This window comes from Shewanella sp. 10N.286.48.B5 (assembly GCF_002874355.2).
GTDB lineage: Bacteria > Pseudomonadota > Gammaproteobacteria > Enterobacterales > Shewanellaceae > Shewanella.
On record NZ_MCVG02000001.1, the window covers coordinates 116451 to 135556 of the forward strand.

Below are 19106 nucleotides of genomic sequence, written 5' to 3' on the forward strand. Positions count from 1 at the left end.
CTTTTGCTAAGTTAGTCGCAACTGTTTGCTAAAAGCTTGTTTACTAAAAGCTTGATTGGTAGAGATTGATGAATAATAAGTGTCGATTAGTCTTTCTTAACCACTCATAATCCATTACTTTAAGCTTATATAGTATATGGGATTGAGTAATATGGAAAAAGTAACTGCTGCAGCGGCTAATAATGGATTTTTAGTGCGACCTGTCTCTAAAGCGCAAAAAGCGTTTTTACGTAAAATCTATCTGGCGGGACTCATTGAGCAGCAACAGCATAATTTGTTGTCATTACAAAAGCAGACCCAAATGCCAAGACGCACCTTGCAAGACAACATAGCAGCTTTCACTGACATAGGCATTGATGTGCAATTTGTACAGCAGGGGCAAAGACACAATGCGGGTTTTTATCAGCTGCTGGATTGGGGGCCGATTAATGGAGCTTGGGTAAACAGTCATTTTGATAAAATTACATTAGCACTTGAGCTATCTTTAACTGGCGACGCTATGGGTTAATACCTGTTCACTATTACATATTCTGTTTCTGCCGGCTCGTTTAGCTTGATATAGGTGTTTATCGGCTTGTTCAATTAAGGCTGGTAATTGATAGATCTCAGCATTACTGGTCACTATGCCAATACTGGCTGTAACCTGCACTTTAACGTGTTGGTGCTGCAAATTGAGTTTGGCAATATTTTCACAAATCCGCATTGCTAAACTATCGGCCTCTTTTGCAGCCGTTTGCGGTAAAAAAACAATAAACTCTTCGCCACCCCAGCGCGCCACAATATCATTTTTTCGTAGGGTATCTCTAATGATAGATGCGACTTTAACCAAGACTAAATCACCAAAAATATGCCCATATTTATCATTAATATCTTTAAACTTATCGATATCAATCATTACGATAGAAGGGGTATTACTCGGCGATTCCATAGTGCCATTGGCTTGATTAAATTGCGGCTCCACTAATTGGTAAAAAGCGCGGCGATTATTAAGCAGGGTTAACGGATCCATTTGAGCCATCTTTTCTGCGATCAGTTTTTCATTTTCGATTCGTCTAAATCGCTCAGTTAATGCTAATGCCAGTAAAAGTACATCAATACCTACCCCTATTTCAGCAGCGCGATAAGTAAAGTCATTAAATGGAATATATGACCACACCGCAAGCGCGGTTATGGCAATACCTATCATTGATGATATTGAAGCCAGTAAAAATAACCGTGCGGAAATATTGCCGAAATTTAATGACAGCACCCCTAATACAATCATCAAGCCACTGAATAACAGCATCAAATCAAAAGCAAAAATCAACCCTAATACTCGGTCTTGCAGTATCACTGCCAACAGCATCAATATTGGAAAAAGTACGCATAAGCTTTTTAAGATCTTATGTAATAGCGGCAGTTGATATCGCAGACGTAAAAAGTGGCACGCGAATACAATGCCACTGGAGCAGAAGGTGACCATAAGGATTGGCACAGCCCATTGTTGCCAATAAGGCGAATTTGGCCAAAGCCATAACGAACCATGACCGCTATATGCCATATTTAATATTAGAAAGTTAAGCAGGTATAGGCAGTAGTAAAAGTAGCTTCTCAGACGTAAGCCTAAAAATAAAATAAAGTTATAAATCAGCAGCGCAATAATCGCGCCGTATAAAAAACCGTAACTATAGGAGTTAAATATACTGTTTTGAGCGCTTTGGCTTTCATCAAATAAATATACCGGAATGACCATGGCATCTAAGGTTTGAAGCCTAATTAATACCGTGGTTATACCTGGTGGATAGCTATATTGAAAATTATAGCTGGGTTGAAAAGTCGGTTGTTTATAAAATAGCGATAGATCACCTTGGTGCTCAAAATGAGCAATTCTATCTGAGCTTAGCCAATAAGCACTGACTTCATCGAGCCAGTAATTATCAAAGTGGATGATGCGGTTTATCTGAGTTTGAGTTGGATTATTAATGGATAGACTAATCCATACAGGGTTAGAGCCGATGCCGTAGTTGCTAATTTCCTCGCTGCCTGACTGGAAGTGGCCATTACGGAATAATTGATAAGCTTGTGATGCGTTAATACGATCTGTTTCGGTGTAATACCCTATAGATTGGCCTATTGGCGCGGTGTAAGTCTCTGTTAAGTTGAGCTTTTCAGCATGGGCATTGCTGATGTTGAACATGGCAATGCTTAAGCAGAACATAATGCTTAGATTGACAAGCAGATCCAATATCCATTTCATAAGTGCAATAAACTACCTTTATCTTTTATAGACTAACAGTGCTAAAACCGCCGATAAGATAGTGGCGGCGCTGCTGCAATGACGGTGTTGGGATAAACATTAAGGCGGTTCACCTAGCTTAATAAAACAGCTTACGTTGTAATTTTAGGCTCTCATAAAGTTTAGTGAGTTAATGTTAGAAAAGTGTAAAATAATGTATTGATATACTAAAGGATTAGTCACAAAGTGTCGGTTGTCAACGTTAGCCTCTCTTTAAGAGGCAAAAGGAGGGCGGGGGTGAAACAAATCGAGTTTAAATTATCTGATCAGCACAGCAGTGACAATCAAAATAGCCCCAGCGCTAAATCCAAGAGCCATGGCGCGCCAATAACTGCGCCAATAACGTATATAAAGGGCTTTTTATCACGCGGGGAGCAGCAACAGTTGCTAGCCGATGCCGATAGCTACCCCTTTGAAAAACCGATAATTACGCTTTTTGGTAAACAGCATCCTATCCCTCGCGCTCAAGTATGGTTTGCTGATCCTGGTTGTGAATATCAATATTCTTCTTTATTAATTTCACCGCAGCCTTGGCCACACTTATTAGCAGATTTAAGGCAGCGGCTGCGGGATGAACTGCAGTTTAATTGCAACGGGGTATTGGTTAATCGTTATCAAAACGGTTTAGATTCTATGGGCTGGCATAGTGATGATGAGCCTGAAATAGTAGCCAATAGCGCAATTGTGTCAGTCAGTATTGGCGCCAGTCGAACTTTTGCCTTACGGCATAAAAGCCTCAATATAAAACAAAACGTTGAGCTTGAAAGCGGTGATTTACTCATTATGCATCAAGGGATGCAATCACAGTGGCAGCATGCAGTACCAAAGCGTTTAAAGGTTAAGAACTGTCGGTTAAATCTAACCTTTAGGCAGTTAATTGTCGGCTATCATCAATTGAAGGGATAATTCATCAGCGTAATCTTTAACTTACTAGGTTAGCTTGCATTGTTAACTAAAATTGCCACTTAAATCAGATTGCCGACTGGCTAGTTTGATTTATGGGGAGTTAAGCAGTAGTCTTCAAACTTTAAAATGTAGTTATAAAGAGTTTGTTATGTCAGTTGAACAAATCATTAGCGATAAACTGAACCAGTCTTTTAGTCCGATACATTTAGATGTGCTTAATGAAAGCAATCGCCACCATGTGCCGCCTAACTCAGAAACACACTTCAAAGTGGTGGTGGTGAGTGAGCAGTTTGAAGCGCAGCGATTAATTGCCCGCCACCGAGCAATAAATGCTGTGTTAGCGGATGAGTTAGCCAACGGCGTGCATGCACTTTCCATTAATGCATATACTCAGGCTGAGTGGCAAGCATTAGATGCAGTGCCTAAAACGCCAAATTGTAAAGGTTAATCCATAAGGCCATTTATGGTCATTGTAGATTAAGGCAAACTAGCCAAATTAGCTTAAAAATCAAAACCTCGTCTTTAGATGAGGTTTTTTGCTTTTTAGTCTTTAGTGTTTTAATAAAAGTAATAAGTATCGGTCATCAGTTTGTCACACAGACAGGTTATTACATGAAGATAACTCCGGTTTATCCCATGTTTACATCGCTGTCTGGTTTCAATTTTGATGCTATGATGCCAAACATCTTTTACTTAGCCTTAAGGAATGAGTCATGCCTTTACTTGATAGTTTCACTGTTGATCATACACGAATGGAAGCTCCTGCTGTGCGTGTCGCAAAGCATATGAGTACACCTAAAGGTGACACCATTACGGTATTTGACTTGCGTTTTTGTACGCCAAATAAAGATATTTTAAGTGAACGTGGTATTCATACCCTTGAGCACTTATTTGCCGGTTTTATGCGTGATCATTTGAATGGTGACTCGGTAGAAATTATTGATATATCGCCAATGGGTTGTCGCACCGGTTTTTACATGAGCTTAATTGGTCAGCCGACAGAGCGGGTTGTTGCCGATGCGTGGCTTGCAGCAATGGGTGATGTACTTAAAGTGGTTGAACAAAGTGAGATCCCTGAATTAAATGAGTATCAGTGTGGCACTTATGACATGCACTCACTTGATCAAGCCCAAGATATTGCTCGTGCAATCATTGCCGCTGGTGTAAGTGTCAATCGTAATGATGACCTTAAATTGAGTGACGACATTTTAGGTACGCTATAGGCTAGCTGTTAATCCTAGGTTTTAGTTTGACACCAAAGCGGCTTCGGCCGCTTTGTTTTTTTTGTGGTTAATTTTATTAAAATACTGTTTTTATTTGCATGAAAACGTTATTGTTAAAAGTTAGTAATAGGATGTTATTTATAATAATAAAGGCGTAGCGGATTGCGATGCCGATGATGTATTTTGGGAGTTAACCATGTCTAAAGGCCAATTCAGCTTGTCTGTAATTGCTTCTGCTGTGCTGTTTGTGTGTCATTCTTCAAGTTTTGCTGCAAGCTCTGTGACGGCATCCTTGGATGAATCAAATAATACTGTTGTACTCGACCAGCCTCAGACAGCTCCATTTCATTATCGCAGCAGTACAATACCCCTAGCATTGTCAGGAATGACAATCATGCCTGCTGCCATGGGGCAAACCACTGACATCAGTCATCGCGGCGCGGTCAATGGCATTGCGATTTCTCAAGATAGAGTATCCTTTTCACCGTCTCCTTATTCAGCGCCTCATTTAGTGTTACAACCGAATTTAGCCTTACAAACCCAAGTGACTACAGCCAGCATGACTGGAGTGACAAAAGGCGGTAAAGGGGCTTTTGGTAGTGTGGATTACACCACGGCGCAGATCAGCCCAACAAAATTAGATGCTCAGGCTAACATCGAAATTAATGATAATGGTGGTGGCCGCGTGGGCGCCATTGCCAGTGGCTTAAATAAAGAATACGGCATGCTGTTTGCGGTGGATTACCAAAATACCGCCGAAGAAACAGGTTTTGTGACCAACCTTGATAGCGACCACAGCCAAACCGATATCATGTTCAAAATTAATGCTGATAGTCTTGCTGGCGCTAGAAACCCACAAACGACAGAGTTTATGTACCAATACACTAACTCAGAAAATGATCACTCCAATATCGGTTTAACCAGCCAAGATTGGCAGGCTAAACCGGGTAGGGCGTATTCGGCTACCGAAAATGATAACCGTGAAGGCCAGCGCCATAAGTATCAAGTGAGCCATATTGTTAATCTTAGTGATGGCTCGGTGGTGATGTCCGATTTTTATTACCAATCCTATGATGAGCAAATCTCGCAATTAAACTCGTTATCTGGCGTGTTTATTGGTACAACAGAATTATCAGCGATTTCAGCTTTTGATAAAGCCCCGACTACAGGCGGTTTGGCTTTAGGCTCTATGCTTGAAGATAATCAATATTCGGGCTATGGCTTGCAAACGGAAGGTGTAAGTCAATATGGCGCTCATCAAGTGACCTATGGTGCGCTGTTTCATTCAGATAAAGCCAAAATGCGTTTTGGCCAGCAAGATTGGACCTGGAGCCAAGATAGAAGTCTTGCGAGCACCAATATTGATAATGCGCTGCTAGCTTATATCGACGATGTTAACGTACTCATTACCAGCGCTGACGCCAAACTCAACTATGGCGCTTTGTCGATAAACTTAGGCTTGAGCTTTGAAAGTGTCAGTACTACTCGCGAAATTGACGTTGAAGCCTATGGCATAGAGGCGGCTGATTTTTCTGATGATGGCTGGATCCCGGCAATCGAAATTGCCTATACCACAGGTGCTTGGAAAGCGGCTGTTTCAGCTAAGCAAGCTTGGACAGTTGCATCAGCGGGCAATGCATTGCAACAAGCGCAGGAGTCGCTGCAGTATCAATTAGCACTTGGCTATAGCAATGATGCACTAAATGTTGGTTTAAATGCTTACGTACAAGACTTTGATAATCAACATGTGACTTGTATGTGGAGTATGGCGTGTGATTATTCACAGCGTTATGTACAAGACAATTTTAACGATACGTCCGTTAACGGCATCGACTTGTCGGTCGATTACACTGTCGGCTTTGATAGCTTTTCAATCCCTCTTTCTGCTCAATACCAATACAGCCAAGCTGAGTTTGGAGACTCTGGTTTTAACGACTTAATCGGTCTTTATGTAAAAGGCGAACAACTTCCTTGGGTACCTGAGCAACAATTAGCTTTAAATGCGGGCTTAATAATGGGTCAATTTAGTGTCATCGCCCAAGCTTTATATCAATCAGAAATGGGTTATGCCACTGCCATTAATGGCGGTGAACAAATTGATACACAATGGAAGCTAGACTTAGCAGCTAACTATCATATTTCTAATGTGCACGAAGTTTATTTGCGTATAGAAAACTTACTTGACGAGGATTTAGTCAGTCAACAGTCTAATTTAGGCATTACTTCTCAAGGCGAGATGCTGAGTTACCTTGGATATCAGGCCAGATTTTAACTGTCTCACCTCTTCTTCCTCTTGTAGGTGCTTGTTTTAATTCTGCTTTAGTATGGGCTATTTTAGCTCGTACTAAAGCGAATTTTGTTAACAAATCCGTAAATCACTTCTTATATTATTTCTTTTAAAATTAATGTTATAGTGCCTGTGTTACTGAAATATTGCATTCAATGACGTTAAATCAGACTGTTCCACACCCTATTTGAGTGAATTGTTTAAAAATGAACAATCTAAAAATTCAATCACTGGTTTTTTTCGTGGCGATAGCGCACATTTTGGGGTAAAATGCGCGCGACCAGCGTGATTGCGATCGCATTTCCGTGATAAATCTGCGCTAGCTCAACACTGAAGTGTTTGTTAACACTTTGTTTTCTTTTGGGTAGGAACGCGGCGCATTGTCTTTCCTTCAAACGTAGTGCTTGTGGATATGATTACAATAAAGAAAGGATTGGAACTACCTCTAGCAGGTGGCCCTGAGCAAGTTATCCATAATGGCCCAGCCATTAAGAACGTAGCGACTTTGGGTGAAGAGTATATTGGCTTACGTCCAACGATGAAAATCAAGGTTGGCGAAAAAGTCTTGAAAGGTCAGGTGATTTTTGAAGATAAAAAGAACCTTGGCGTTAAATATACTGCTTTAGCTAGTGGTACTGTATTAGAAATTAACCGGGGTGCGAAACGTGTACTTCAGTCAGTGGTTATTGGCGTTGAAGGTGATGATAAAGTCAGCTTTACTCAATATAGTGCTGATGAACTTAACACGTTAGATGCTAACGTTGTCAGAGAAAACTTGATTGAATCAGGTCTTTGGACAGCTTTACGAACTCGCCCTTTCAGTAAAGTACCTGCTGTTGATTCAGTCGCTGCTGGTATTTTCGTCACCGCAATTGATACTCAACCACTTGCTGCAGATCCTGCTGTAGTGATTGCTGAGCATAAAGATGATTTTGCTAACGGCTTGACGCTACTAGCGAAATTAACAGAAGGCAAACTTTTCCTTGCTAAAGCGCCTGGTGCTGATATCCCTTCTGGCAATGCTCAAGTTGAAGAGTTTGCAGGTATACATCCTGCTGGCCTAGTGGGCACTCACATTCATCATCTTCTTCCTGCTTCTGCAACACGTACGGTTTGGCATATTGGCTACCAAGACGTGATTGCTGTTGGTCAATTATTCACTCAAGGTGAACTTAACACTCAACGTGTTATTGCGATTACTGGCCCTGAAGCTAAAAACCCACGTTTAGTTCGTACAGTATTAGGTGCTAGCACTGTTGAATTAACTGCTGGAGAAATTGAAACTGACAATGTTCGAGTTATCTCAGGTTCAGTATTAAGCGGGCGCCAAGCGGCGGGTCCTCATGGCTATTTAGGTCGCTATCATCAACAACTTAGCTTGTTGAAAGAAGGCAATGAAAAAGAATTATTTGGTTGGGCTATGCCTGGTGCTGATAAGTTCTCTATCACTCGCGCATTCTTAGGTCACTTAAACCGTACAGGTCTGTTCAATATGACCACAACTACGGGTGGTTCAGATCGTGCCATGGTGCCAATTGGTAACTATGAACGTGTTGTTCCATTAGATATCTTACCGACAATGTTACTTCGCGATCTTGTTTCTGGTGATTATGACGGTGCTGCTGCACTGGGCGCACTAGAGCTAGATGAAGAAGATTTGGCATTGTGTACCTTCGTATGTCCAGGCAAGTATGACTATGCATCATATCTGCGTGATTGTTTAGATACGATCGAGAGGGAAGGCTAATGAGCTTGAAAGATTTTATCGAGCGTATTGAACCGCAATTTGAAAAAGGCGGCAAGTACGAGAAGTGGTACGCCCTTTATGAAGCGGCTGCTACTGTGTTTTACACTCCAGGTAAAGTAAACAAAGGCACCACGCACGTGCGTGACAGCCTTGATCTAAAACGTATGATGATTACGGTTTGGGCCTGTACTTTCCCGGCAATGTTCTTTGGTATGTACAACGTTGGCTTGCAAGCTCAAGATGCGCTGATGGCTGGCTTTGCAACTCCTGATGTATGGCAAGTCAGCCTATTCAGCCTATTTGGTACTGAATTAACCGCAAGTTCAGGTGTGCCTGCACTGATGTGGTATGGCGCTTGTTGGTTCCTACCTATTTATGCGGTGACTTTTGCCGTTGGTGGTTTCTGGGAAGTCTTATTCGCGTCTGTACGTGGCCATGAAGTTAACGAAGGTTTCTTTGTAACTTCCATTCTATTTGCGCTGACCTTACCAGCAACTATTCCATTATGGATGGTTGCACTGGGTATTACCTTTGGTGTTGTGGTTGCAAAAGAAGTGTTTGGCGGCACAGGTCGTAACTTCTTAAACCCAGCGTTAGCGGGTCGTGCATTCTTATTCTTTGCGTATCCGTTAAGCATGTCAGGTGACACAACATGGGTTGTGGCTGACGGTTTCTCTGGTGCTACGGCATTGAGCCAAGCTGCACAGGGCACGTTTGAATATACTAGCGCTAACTGGTGGGATGCCTTCTTAGGTTTCATTCCAGGTTCCGTGGGTGAAGTCTCTACCTTTGCTATTTTGCTAGGTGGTGCAGTTATCGTTTATACCCGTATCGCCTCATGGCGTATTATTTCAGGTGTGATGTTGGGCATGATTGCAGTTTCTTACCTACTTAACTTTATCGGTAGCGACACTAATGCAATGTTTGCAACACCTTGGTATTGGCATCTTGTTTTAGGTGGATTTGCCTTCGGTATGATGTTTATGGCGACGGACCCAGTTTCTGCGTCTTTCACTAACAATGCTAAATGGGCTTACGGTATCTTAATTGGTGCAATGGCAGTGTTTATTCGCGTCATTAACCCAGCGTTCCCTGAAGGAATGATGTTAGCCATCCTGTTTGCTAACTTATTTGCACCGTTATTTGACCATTTCGTGGTTCAAGCAAATGTGAAGCGGAGGATTGCTCGTGGCCAGTAATAAAGAATCAATCGGCAAAACATTATTTGTTGTAATCGGCCTGTGTTTTATCTGCTCAATGTTGGTATCAACTGCAGCAGTATTACTTAAGCCAATTCAGCAAGAGAATAAATTGCTAGATAAGCAAAAGTACATTCTTGAAGCGGCAGGTTTAGTGGATACTAAAGCTGGCAAAGTTGAGAAAGACGTTATTATTGCAAAGTATGGTAAGTACGTTGAAGCTCGTCTTGTTGATTTAAAAACCGGTGAGTTTGTTGAAGGTGATGCTGATACTTTTGATGTTGAAAAAGCGGCACGTACACCTGCAACGTCTTTTAAGCCTGAAAATGACATTGCCTCTGTTAAGCGCGTTGCAAATCAAGGTGTTGTTTATCTAGTTAAAGATGACAACAATGAACTACAAACCGTGATTATTCCTGTTAAAGGCTACGGTTTATGGTCAACCATGTTTGCATTCTTAGCGGTTGAAGCGGATATGAATACCATTCGCAGCTTAGTGTATTACGACTTCACTGGTTCTGGTGAAACACCGGGCCTAGGTGGTGAAGTTCAAAACCCTCAGTGGATTGCTAAGTGGGAAGGTAAAAAACTTTATGACGACAATGGCGACTTAGCTATTCAAGTCACTAAGATCCCGACAATTGCATCTTCAGTTCACGGTGTTGATGCCTTATCTGGTGCGACGTTGACCAGTAACGGTGTTCAGTACTCGCTAACGTTTTGGTTAGGTGAAGAAGGTTTTGCACGCTTTATCGAAAAAGCACGCAATGGAGGACTAGGCTAATGGCTGACGTTAAAGAACTTAAACAGGTTCTGACTGGACCTATCATTAATAACAACCCAATTGCTCTGCAAATTCTGGGTGTATGTAGTGCACTGGCTGTTACCGCTAAAATGGAAACGGCTATTGTTATGACATTAGCATTGACTGCGGTGACCGCGTGTTCGAACTTATTTATTTCGTTACTACGTAATCATATTCCAAGCAGCGTTCGTATTATTGTGCAAATGACAATTATTGCTTCATTAGTAATTGTTGTAGACCAAGTATTGCAAGCTTACGCCTATGACGTAGCGAAGCAATTATCAGTATTTGTTGGCTTGATTATCACCAACTGTATTGTAATGGGTCGCGCAGAAGCATACGCAATGAAAACGCCGCCTCTGATGAGCTTTATGGACGGTATTGGTAATGGCTTAGGCTATGGCGCCATCCTATTATCAGTTGGTTTCTTCCGTGAACTACTCGGTAATGGTTCATTGTTCGGCGTTGAAATCCTCAGCAAAATCTCTGACGGTGGTTGGTATCAGCCTAATGGCTTGTTACTTCTTCCTCCAAGTGCGTTCTTCTTGATCGGTATGCTGATCTGGATTATCCGTACTTATAAGCCAGAGCAAGTAGAAGCAAAAGGGTAGGCGCAATGGAACATTATATTAGTCTGTTAATTCGTTCGATTTTCATTGAGAACATGGCGTTAGCCTTCTTCCTCGGTATGTGTACTTTCTTGGCGGTATCAAAGAAAGTCACCACTGCTATGGGTCTAGGTGTTGCGGTAATTGTGGTACTGGCAATTTCAGTGCCTGTTAACCAAATCATCTATCAAGGTTTACTGGCTCCTGGCGCATTAGCTTGGGCCGGTGTACCTGATGCAGATTTGAGCTTCTTGAAGTTCATTACCTTTATTGGTGTTATTGCTGCATTAGTACAGATTCTGGAAATGGCATTAGATAAGTACTTTCCACCTTTGTACAACGCATTAGGTATTTTCTTACCATTGATCACGGTTAACTGTGCAATTTTTGGTGCGGTTTCATTCATGGTTGAGCGTGATTATAACCTTGGCGAGAGCTTGGTATTCGGTATCGGCTCAGGTGTTGGTTGGGCATTAGCAATTGTATTGCTTGCCGGTCTACGTGAGAAAATGAAGTATTCTGATGTGCCTAAAGGGCTACGTGGTTTAGGTATTACCTTTATCACTTCTGGCTTAATGGCGCTAGGTTTCATGTCGTTCTCAGGTGTGTCTCTTTAAGACACCCGTACGACGTATTAATTTGAACCTTAAAGGATAAGTTAATGGATATTCTTAAAGCTACTCCGATAGATGTTTATCTAGGTGTGAGTATGTTTACCGCGATTGTACTGGTTTTAGTATTAGTGATTTTATTTGCTAAATCTAAACTAGTAGCCAGTGGTGATATCACTATCTCAATTAATGATGATAGCGAAAAAGCAATTAAAACCGGTGCTGGTAGCAAGCTGCTCGGCGCACTAGCTAACAATGGTATTTTCGTTTCAAGTGCTTGTGGTGGCGGTGGCTCATGTGGTCAGTGTCGGGTAAACATTAAGTCTGGTGGTGGTGATATTCTGCCTACTGAACTTGATCACATAAGCAAAGGTGAAGCACGTCAAGGTTGTCGTTTAGCCTGTCAGGTTAACGTTAAAACTGACATGGAAATCGAACTTGATGAAGAGATTTTCGGCATCAAAAAATGGGAATGTGAAGTTATCTCTAACGATAACAAAGCGACGTTCATTAAAGAGCTTAAGCTGCAAATCCCTGATGGTGAGTCTGTGCCGTTCCGCGCGGGTGGCTATATTCAAATTGAAGCCCCAGCTCACCACGTTAAATATGCTGACTTTGATGTACCAGCGCAATACCGTGGCGACTGGGAACACTTTGGTTTCTTCAACTTAGAATCTAAGGTTGATGAAGAAACTATTCGTGCATACTCAATGGCTAACTACCCAGAAGAGTTTGGCATCATCATGTTGAACGTGCGTATCGCTACGCCGCCGCCAAGAAACTTAACTTTACCTTGCGGTAAGATGTCATCGTTTATTTGGAGCCTCAAAGAAGGTGACAAAGTAACGATTTCTGGTCCATTTGGTGAGTTCTTTGCTAAAGATACCGATGCTGAAATGGTGTTTGTCGGTGGTGGTGCAGGTATGGCGCCAATGCGTTCACATATCTTTGACCAACTTAAGCGTTTACAGTCTAAACGTAAGATGAGTTTTTGGTATGGTGCTCGTTCTAAGCGTGAAATGTTCTACGTAGAAGATTTCGATGGCTTAGCGGCTGAGAATGAAAACTTTAAGTGGCATGTTGCGTTATCTGATCCGCAAGCGGAAGATAACTGGGATGGCTACACAGGCTTTATTCATAACGTATTGTACGAAAACTACTTACGTGACCATGACGCACCAGAAGATTGTGAGTTCTACATGTGTGGACCTCCAATGATGAATGCTGCGGTAATTGGTATGCTTAAAGACTTAGGCGTTGAAGATGAAAACATCTTACTCGATGACTTTGGTGGTTAGTGACTAACTGCTAACCCTTTGCAAAAGACATTGAACGTCATAAATTGCAGCTAGCTGACACGGTGGTCACCATTGTTAAGCTAGCTGCAATTTTTATTTTAGGGACTTTGTAGTTTAGTCGTTGTTGCTTTAGCCACTGTTGCTTTAGCTAAGAATGATTTAAACATTAACCATATAAAAATTGAGAATTTGAACATTTACATGATAAAAATTTCGATGAAGACGCTGGCAGTATTTTTTGGTTTGTTGATTTTAGTCGGCTGTGGAACTGAAGATAAGATAGTGTCACTGTCAGGCAATACCATGGGGACCACTTATCATATAAAAGTGGTACGTAATGAGCGCCTGCCAACCACTCAACTACTACAAGCTGAAATTGATATCGCTCTTGAGTTAGTTAATGATCAAATGTCCACTTACAGACCGAAGTCAGAACTATCACGTTTTAACCAGCTAGGTGTTAATCAACGCCTGAAAGTTTCAGCGGATACAGCCAAGGTTTTAAATGAAGGCTTACGCCTTTACGACACGACTCAAGGCGCGCTGGATATTACCTTAGGGCCATTAGTTAACCTATGGGGCTTTGGTCCTGATAAGCGCCCAACAGCGATCCCAAGCGCTGAAACGATTGCCGAGATGAAAGCTAAATCGGATATTCATGGTTTTAGTGTCAAAGATTTAACTGTCACCAAGTTAAGCCCTGATCTCTACATTGATTTATCTTCCCTTGCTAAAGGCTATGGTGTCGATAAAATTGCTGCACTACTCAATAAATACCAAGTAGAGGGATACTTAGTGGAAATTGGTGGTGAGATTAGCGTTAAAGGTGTTAAAAATGACGGCAGCCCATGGCGTGTTGCAGTTGAGAAACCTTCGAGCCAAGGGGCGGCTATTCAACAGGTGATAGAGCCTGGTAATATGGCGCTAGCGACATCTGGCGATTACAGAATTTATTATGAAGAAAACGGCGAGCGCTTTTCGCATTTAATTGACCCTAGAAGCGGTTATCCAATAAAGCATAAGTTAGCGTCAGTAACCGTTTTGCACCCTAGTAGTATGACTGCAGACGCTTATGCAACTGCAATGATGGTATTAGGTACGGAAGAGTCTTTAGCGTTAGCTGAGCGTGAGAAACTGCCAGTTATGCTGATTGAAAAAGACGACGATAATTATGACGTATTTTATAGTGAGTCGTTTGCACCTTACATTCGTTAATGGCATTTAAAGATTTATTTGATGACCAATTTAGCTTGGAGAATATGATGAGTACTTTTATCGCAGCATTTGTGGTGTTGTTATTATTTTTTTTATTAATGTCCGTGGGCTATATCGTGAAGCGCAAGGCGGTTGAAGGCAGTTGTGGTGGTTTAGGTGTTTTGGGTATTGAGAAAGCTTGTGATTGTGATGACCCATGCGATAAACGCAAACGCCGCATGGCTGAAGCTGAAAGAGAAGCAAAACTGAATCAAAACCGGATTATCTAGTGCGCCAGCATTAACTTTAAGCCCACTTTCAAGTGGGCTTTTTTACGACTGTTACAAAATTTACAAAACTAATTACAGCTAACATTTACCCTTACTAGTGTGATTATTGTCACTATTAAAAACCAGCAGAATTAGCTAGAGATGTGATTCTATTAAGAAATATTCAAACGTGAAAATGCTGAAGCGAGATAAGAACCTAAGTTATAATGATAATAGTTATCAATGACTAAGTTTATGATAATAAAGGGGAATTGTTTTTTGAAGTCACATGTACTATGCTGGTCGAAATTGATCCAGATCAATCTAGCATTTAAGGACTAAATCATGAAAGGCCATCCAAAAGTAATTAGTCAGCTTAATCGTGTACTGACATGTGAGCTCACTGCCATTAATCAATATTTTCTTCACGCGCGTATGTTCAAGCATTGGGGACTCGAAAACCTCAATGAGAAAGAATATAAAAAATCTATTCAAGATATGAAACATGCAGACAAGTTAATTGAGCGGGTATTGTTTTTGGAAGGTTTACCTAACCTTCAACAATTACACAAGTTACGCATTGGTGAGCATTGCGAAGAAATGTTTGATTGTGATCAGCAAGCGGTAGTCGAGCAGTTGGTCGTTTTACGAGAGGCGATTAAGCTTTGTGAAACAGAGCGCGATTACGTTACTCGTGATTTATTAGAAGATTTACTTGAAGATGAAGAAGAGCATCTAGACTGGATTGAAACCCAAAAAGAGCTGATTAACCAAACCGGTATTCAGAACTATCTTCAATCACAAATTAAAGATTAATAGGACATTATCATGAAAGGTAATCCAGAAGTTATTGCAGCTTTAAATGCATTATTAACCGGTGAGTTGTCAGCGATGGATCAATACTTTGTACATGCACACATGTACGAAGATTGGGGATTTGATGAGCTTTATACGCGCATCTTACATGAGTCAGATGACGAAAAAGCCCATGCTGCTAAGTTAGTTCAGCGCATTCTTTTCTTGGAAGGCACGCCAGATGTTGCAAGTCGTGAAGCATTAAACATCGGTAAAGACGTAGAAGAGATGCTTAAAAATGACTTGAGCTACGAATATCAAGTTGCTGATCATTTACGTGAAGTCATCGCTTTATGCGAAGTAAAAGGCGACTTCCAAACCCGTGAAATCTTAGAAGTACTACTTGATGATACTGAATCTGATCACATGTATTGGTTAGAAAAACAAATTCGATTAATTGATCGCGTTGGTTTACAAAATTATCTGCAAACCAAAATGTAATCATTGAGTTTGCTTCAAAACAAAATGTAATCATTGAGTTTGCTACAAAACAAAAGCCTAACTGAGTTAGGCTTTTTTTATGGGATTTTTAAGCGTTATAAATTGGTAACGCTATAGTTTGAACTGATTAATCATATTGGTTAGCTCCACATTGATTGTGGCAATATTATCCGTTTCATTTCGCTGCATAATGCCTTCATCATTTAAGGTTTCAACCATATCGTGAATTTGGTGCATGCTTCGATTAATTTCCTGAATAACAATATTTTGCTCATTTGCTGAAGTGGATATCTGGCTATTGAGGGCATTGATTTGAGCAACAATAGTACTCATGGTTTGTAAATTATCAGAAGTATTACTGACCTCAGTAACCGTGTCTGAGCAGGCTCGTTCAGTACTGCCAATGGCCGCCACCACCGCAGTGGCTTCAGCTTTTAATTTTGCCAGCGCGATTTCAATTTCACTGGTACTTGTTTGGGTGCGACTGGCAAGGGCGCGCACTTCATCTGCAACCACAGCAAAACCACGCCCTTGCTCTCCGGCCCTTGCAGCTTCAATCGAGGCATTAAGCGCTAACAGGTTGGTTTGCTCTGCAATACTCCCAATCACATCAACAATGCTTTGAATACTGCTGGTTTCATTATTCATGTGCTCGACATTACCAGCAGTTTGATGGATTTCAGCAGCTAAACCTTGGATACCCACTTGGGTTAAGTTAATGGTCTTCAGTGATTGCTCGCCAGTAATATTAGCCTCATTAGTATGCTTGGCTGCGGTTTCGGTATTCTCAACCACAGTGACAGCGGTATTTGATAGCTCTTCAATGGCGGTCACAATTTGGGTTGTTTCATTGGTATGGGCTGTCAAAATTTGTTCGCTGTTTTGGCTATAGTGCTGCAGCTTATCAATACCGGTAGATAATTTAATTGTCGATTTATTGATGGCTAACAACATGGTTTGTAGTTGTGAAATAAAGGCGTTAATTCCGAGGGAAATTTTTCCGATATCGTCATCATTTTTGACTTCCAAACGACGGGTTAAATCACCATTACCTTGAGATAAGCCAGTGACTAAGTCACGTAGTTCATTAATCGGTTGATAGAGCTTATTCAGTAGTATTAATAACGCCACAACAGATAAGCCAAGTACCAATAATATGATGCCGCTGAGTTTTAATGTGGCATTAACAAGCGGTGCGAAAGCTGTTGCTTCATCGAGGGTGACAATCACATACCATTGGTTGTTATCAATTAAAGGGATTTTTTGACTAGCAATAATCGTGCTAACGTCATTTATATCACTGAGCGCCCATGAGCTATCCTGACCGAGAATACTTTGATAGATCTCGCTTAGTTGGCTATTGCTGCTGATATTGTCTTTTTGATTAGTTAAGGCTGAATTAGAGGCTAACACTAAGCCATTTTTATCAATAATAAAGCCAGTGGCACCTTCAATATCTGCTAATGCTTGTAGTTGCAGTTGCAAGTAGTCAAAACGTAAATCCGCCATGATGATCCCGCCATCAATTGGGTGCATAACCCCGACCATAGGTATACCGTCTGTACGGGTAAAAAACACTTCGCTGAGGGACAAGGTATTTTTTTGTTTGCCGTTTTGGTACCAAGGACGAGTGCGGGGATCATATTTATCGACTACACCGACGCCGTCAGGAAAAGACTCTGAAGCAATAGAAGCAAAGGATTGGCCATCATCAAACCCCATAATGACTTTAGAGATGCCACCTAATTTCGCTGTGTATTGAGTCATGGCGACATGGCCGGCATCCACATTGTTATGACGGTATAGACTCGCGAGTTCAGTTACCGCGGAAGTGGTGCGATTAAATGAGTTTTCTATTTCACTGACTTTGGTTTTTATTTGGTGGTGGATGTCGGTTGTCAGCTTGTCTGTTATTTGTTGTTTTAATAATTGGTGAGTGACCAGCCCGCTAATGATCAAGGCGAAAGCTAATAGAATTGTTATCGCAAATAGTAAACTCGCTTTAAAGCCAAACTTGTTCATAACTCACCTAATTGTATTATTATTTTTTGTTTGATTGTACCTGCTTATAAATTAAAATATACCCTAAGATCATAAAAAAGTTAGTGATTTGTATCATGCAATGTTGATTTTGTTTTTGTGTCGTCTGATGTTTAGTGTTCTTGCTGTTATTTATTTGTATTGCAAATTAGCGCTATTTTGTAATTTGAAGCTTTCAACGCGACTGGTGATAAAGGTTTAATTTGAACACTGTTTTTATATACAGTATCATGATGTCATTCAGTGACTTCTTTATGAAAACGCCATGCGTAAAATTATCCACATTGATATGGATTGCTATTATGCCGCAGTTGAAATGCGTGATTTTCCACAATTGCGTGGTAAACCTATTGCTGTAGGTGGGCGCAGCGATCGCCGTGGTGTTATCAGTACCTGTAGTTATGAGGCGCGTAAATATGGCGTTCGTTCTGCTATGTCGAGTTATCAGGCATTAAAACTCTGCCCAGATTTGATATTGGTGCCAGGCAGGATGGAGGTTTACAAAGCGGTTTCGCTGCAAATCCGTGAAATATTCCATCGTTATACAGAATTAGTTGAGCCGTTATCATTGGACGAGGCGTATCTTGATGTTACTGATTGTGATGCATGTAAAGGTAGCGCCACCTTAATTGCTGAGCAGATCAGAGCTGAAATCTTTACGGTAACCGGGCTTACTGCTTCCGCGGGAGTCGCACCGATTAAGTTTTTAGCTAAAATAGCTTCTGACTTAAATAAGCCTAATGGTCAATATGTGATCACGCCTGCTGAGATCCCTTCGTTTATAAAATCATTATCCTTAAGTAAAATCCCTGGGGTGGGAAAAGTAACCTCGGCTAAGCTTGCAGCGCTCGGGCTTGAAACCTGTGAAGACGTGCAGCGCTACCCGAGTGACAAGCTCATCAGCGGTTTTGGTAAATTTGGCCGCGTGTTAATTGAGCGCACTCAAGGTATCGATACACGTCAAATAAGCCCAAATCGTATCAGAAAGTCGGTTGGGGTTGAGACCACCTTAGCCCAAGATATTTTTACTATAGAGCAATGCAGCAATGTCATGCCGCAGTTAATCCAAGAGCTTATTAGCCGGGTGCATCGCAGTGCTAAAGACCGGCAAATTCATAAACAGGTAGTAAAACTTAAATTTAACGATTTCAAGCAAACTACCATTGAGCATCGCAGTGATGAAATGTCGCTTAACTTATTCCAGACATTGTTAACTCAAGCACTAGAGCGGGCCAATGGCCGAGGTATAAGATTAATCGGTGTCAGTGTTGGTTTAGCTGATAATAGCCAGCCAGAAGTGGTTACAGATGATAATAGCGAGCAATTAGATTTGCAGTTCTAGTGATTA

The 19106-nt window shown here is 41.3% G+C and carries 18 protein-coding genes; 16 read left to right on the forward strand and 2 right to left on the reverse strand.

The features are described 5' to 3' along the window. Positions 1-151 precede the first annotated feature (151 nt). Positions 152-508 carry a winged helix-turn-helix domain-containing protein gene (locus BCU57_RS00550; RefSeq protein ID WP_102437967.1) on the forward strand — a complete coding sequence of 119 codons (357 nt, stop codon included), beginning with the start codon at positions 152-154 and terminating at the stop codon, positions 506-508. Here the strand turns inward: BCU57_RS00550 and BCU57_RS00555 are convergent. Next, positions 485-2176, reverse strand: coding sequence for a diguanylate cyclase (locus tag BCU57_RS00555; RefSeq protein ID WP_198589923.1), 1692 nt, complete (start codon positions 2174-2176; stop codon positions 485-487). The two genes, BCU57_RS00550 and BCU57_RS00555, sit on opposite strands and share 24 nt — an antisense overlap. Before the next feature lie 336 nt (positions 2177-2512). Between BCU57_RS00555 and BCU57_RS00560 the strand changes: the two genes are divergently transcribed. The 14 genes from BCU57_RS00560 (at position 2513) to bfr (BCU57_RS00625) (ending at position 15718) form a co-directional block, all read left to right on the forward strand. Next, positions 2513-3181 carry an alpha-ketoglutarate-dependent dioxygenase AlkB family protein gene (locus tag BCU57_RS00560; RefSeq protein ID WP_241903504.1) on the forward strand — a complete coding sequence of 223 codons (669 nt, stop codon included), beginning with the start codon at positions 2513-2515 and terminating at the stop codon, positions 3179-3181. A gap of 148 nt (positions 3182-3329) precedes the next feature. Then, positions 3330-3629, forward strand: a complete 300-nt coding sequence (locus tag BCU57_RS00565; protein WP_102437964.1) for a BolA family protein — start codon at positions 3330-3332, stop codon at positions 3627-3629. Positions 3630-3894: 265 nt separating this feature from the next. Then, positions 3895-4404, forward strand: coding sequence for an S-ribosylhomocysteine lyase (gene luxS / locus BCU57_RS00570; RefSeq protein WP_102437963.1), 510 nt, complete (start codon positions 3895-3897; stop codon positions 4402-4404). Between the two features lie 196 nt (positions 4405-4600). Continuing rightward, entirely contained in the window at positions 4601-6676 is a 2076-nt protein-coding gene (locus BCU57_RS00575) for a TonB-dependent receptor (RefSeq protein ID WP_102437962.1), read from the forward strand. A 427-nt stretch (positions 6677-7103) separates the two neighbouring features. Further along, positions 7104-8438 carry a Na(+)-translocating NADH-quinone reductase subunit A gene (locus BCU57_RS00580; protein WP_102437983.1) on the forward strand — a complete coding sequence of 445 codons (1335 nt, stop codon included), beginning with the start codon at positions 7104-7106 and terminating at the stop codon, positions 8436-8438. After that, positions 8438-9637 (forward strand): NADH:ubiquinone reductase (Na(+)-transporting) subunit B, encoded by a 1200-nt coding sequence (locus tag BCU57_RS00585; RefSeq protein ID WP_102437961.1) that lies wholly within the window; start codon positions 8438-8440, stop codon positions 9635-9637. The genes BCU57_RS00580 and BCU57_RS00585 overlap by 1 nt, the downstream gene beginning before the upstream one ends. After that, positions 9627-10421, forward strand: coding sequence for a Na(+)-translocating NADH-quinone reductase subunit C (locus BCU57_RS00590; RefSeq protein ID WP_102437960.1), 795 nt, complete (start codon positions 9627-9629; stop codon positions 10419-10421). Before BCU57_RS00585 ends, BCU57_RS00590 begins: the two co-directional genes overlap by 11 nt. Then, positions 10421-11053: an NADH:ubiquinone reductase (Na(+)-transporting) subunit D gene (locus tag BCU57_RS00595; RefSeq protein ID WP_076542777.1), complete on the forward strand. Its 633-nt coding sequence runs from the start codon at positions 10421-10423 to the stop codon at positions 11051-11053. The genes BCU57_RS00590 and BCU57_RS00595 overlap by 1 nt, the downstream gene beginning before the upstream one ends. Before the next feature lie 5 nt (positions 11054-11058). Next, a complete protein-coding gene (gene nqrE / locus BCU57_RS00600; protein ID WP_076542779.1) occupies positions 11059-11667 on the forward strand; it encodes an NADH:ubiquinone reductase (Na(+)-transporting) subunit E in 609 nt (202 codons plus the stop codon). Positions 11668-11711: 44 nt separating this feature from the next. After that, positions 11712-12959, forward strand: a complete 1248-nt coding sequence (nqrF, locus tag BCU57_RS00605) for an NADH:ubiquinone reductase (Na(+)-transporting) subunit F (RefSeq protein WP_102437959.1) — start codon at positions 11712-11714, stop codon at positions 12957-12959. Between the two features lie 201 nt (positions 12960-13160). Further along, entirely contained in the window at positions 13161-14174 is a 1014-nt protein-coding gene (locus BCU57_RS00610) for an FAD:protein FMN transferase (RefSeq protein ID WP_102437957.1), read from the forward strand. Between the two features lie 47 nt (positions 14175-14221). Continuing rightward, complete coding sequence (gene nqrM / locus BCU57_RS00615; protein ID WP_076542875.1) at positions 14222-14443, forward strand: (Na+)-NQR maturation NqrM; 222 nt, start codon at positions 14222-14224, stop codon at positions 14441-14443. A gap of 324 nt (positions 14444-14767) precedes the next feature. Then, positions 14768-15238 carry a bacterioferritin gene (gene bfr / locus BCU57_RS00620; protein WP_102437955.1) on the forward strand — a complete coding sequence of 157 codons (471 nt, stop codon included), beginning with the start codon at positions 14768-14770 and terminating at the stop codon, positions 15236-15238. Between the two features lie 12 nt (positions 15239-15250). Next, positions 15251-15718 (forward strand): bacterioferritin, encoded by a 468-nt coding sequence (gene bfr, locus BCU57_RS00625; protein WP_102437953.1) that lies wholly within the window; start codon positions 15251-15253, stop codon positions 15716-15718. Between the two features lie 111 nt (positions 15719-15829). Here the strand turns inward: bfr (BCU57_RS00625) and BCU57_RS00630 are convergent, their stop codons facing one another. Next, positions 15830-17740 carry a methyl-accepting chemotaxis protein gene (locus tag BCU57_RS00630; protein WP_102437951.1) on the reverse strand — a complete coding sequence of 637 codons (1911 nt, stop codon included), beginning with the start codon at positions 17738-17740 and terminating at the stop codon, positions 15830-15832. Between the two features lie 283 nt (positions 17741-18023). Here BCU57_RS00630 and dinB point away from each other — a divergent pair, with 283 nt between their 5' ends. Continuing rightward, a complete protein-coding gene (gene dinB, locus BCU57_RS00635) occupies positions 18024-19100 on the forward strand; it encodes a DNA polymerase IV (protein WP_102437949.1) in 1077 nt (358 codons plus the stop codon). Positions 19101-19106 lie beyond the last annotated feature (6 nt).

Coding starts and splice junctions, on each gene's coding strand:
- BCU57_RS00585 (WP_102437961.1), top strand. CDS start 8,438: ATGAGCTTGAAAGATTTTATCGAGCGTATTGAACCGCAATTTGAAAAA.
- BCU57_RS00580 (WP_102437983.1), top strand. CDS start 7,104: ATGATTACAATAAAGAAAGGATTGGAACTACCTCTAGCAGGTGGCCCT.
- nqrM (WP_076542875.1), top strand. CDS start 14,222: ATGAGTACTTTTATCGCAGCATTTGTGGTGTTGTTATTATTTTTTTTA.
- BCU57_RS00565 (WP_102437964.1), top strand. CDS start 3,330: ATGTCAGTTGAACAAATCATTAGCGATAAACTGAACCAGTCTTTTAGT.
- BCU57_RS00630 (WP_102437951.1), bottom strand. CDS start 17,740: ATGAACAAGTTTGGCTTTAAAGCGAGTTTACTATTTGCGATAACAATT.
- BCU57_RS00550 (WP_102437967.1), top strand. CDS start 152: ATGGAAAAAGTAACTGCTGCAGCGGCTAATAATGGATTTTTAGTGCGA.
- BCU57_RS00595 (WP_076542777.1), top strand. CDS start 10,421: ATGGCTGACGTTAAAGAACTTAAACAGGTTCTGACTGGACCTATCATT.
- bfr (WP_102437955.1), top strand. CDS start 14,768: ATGAAAGGCCATCCAAAAGTAATTAGTCAGCTTAATCGTGTACTGACA.
- nqrF (WP_102437959.1), top strand. CDS start 11,712: ATGGATATTCTTAAAGCTACTCCGATAGATGTTTATCTAGGTGTGAGT.
- BCU57_RS00555 (WP_198589923.1), bottom strand. CDS start 2,176: ATGTTCAACATCAGCAATGCCCATGCTGAAAAGCTCAACTTAACAGAG.
- BCU57_RS00575 (WP_102437962.1), top strand. CDS start 4,601: ATGTCTAAAGGCCAATTCAGCTTGTCTGTAATTGCTTCTGCTGTGCTG.
- luxS (WP_102437963.1), top strand. CDS start 3,895: ATGCCTTTACTTGATAGTTTCACTGTTGATCATACACGAATGGAAGCT.
- BCU57_RS00610 (WP_102437957.1), top strand. CDS start 13,161: ATGATAAAAATTTCGATGAAGACGCTGGCAGTATTTTTTGGTTTGTTG.
- bfr (WP_102437953.1), top strand. CDS start 15,251: ATGAAAGGTAATCCAGAAGTTATTGCAGCTTTAAATGCATTATTAACC.
- dinB (WP_102437949.1), top strand. CDS start 18,024: ATGCGTAAAATTATCCACATTGATATGGATTGCTATTATGCCGCAGTT.
- nqrE (WP_076542779.1), top strand. CDS start 11,059: ATGGAACATTATATTAGTCTGTTAATTCGTTCGATTTTCATTGAGAAC.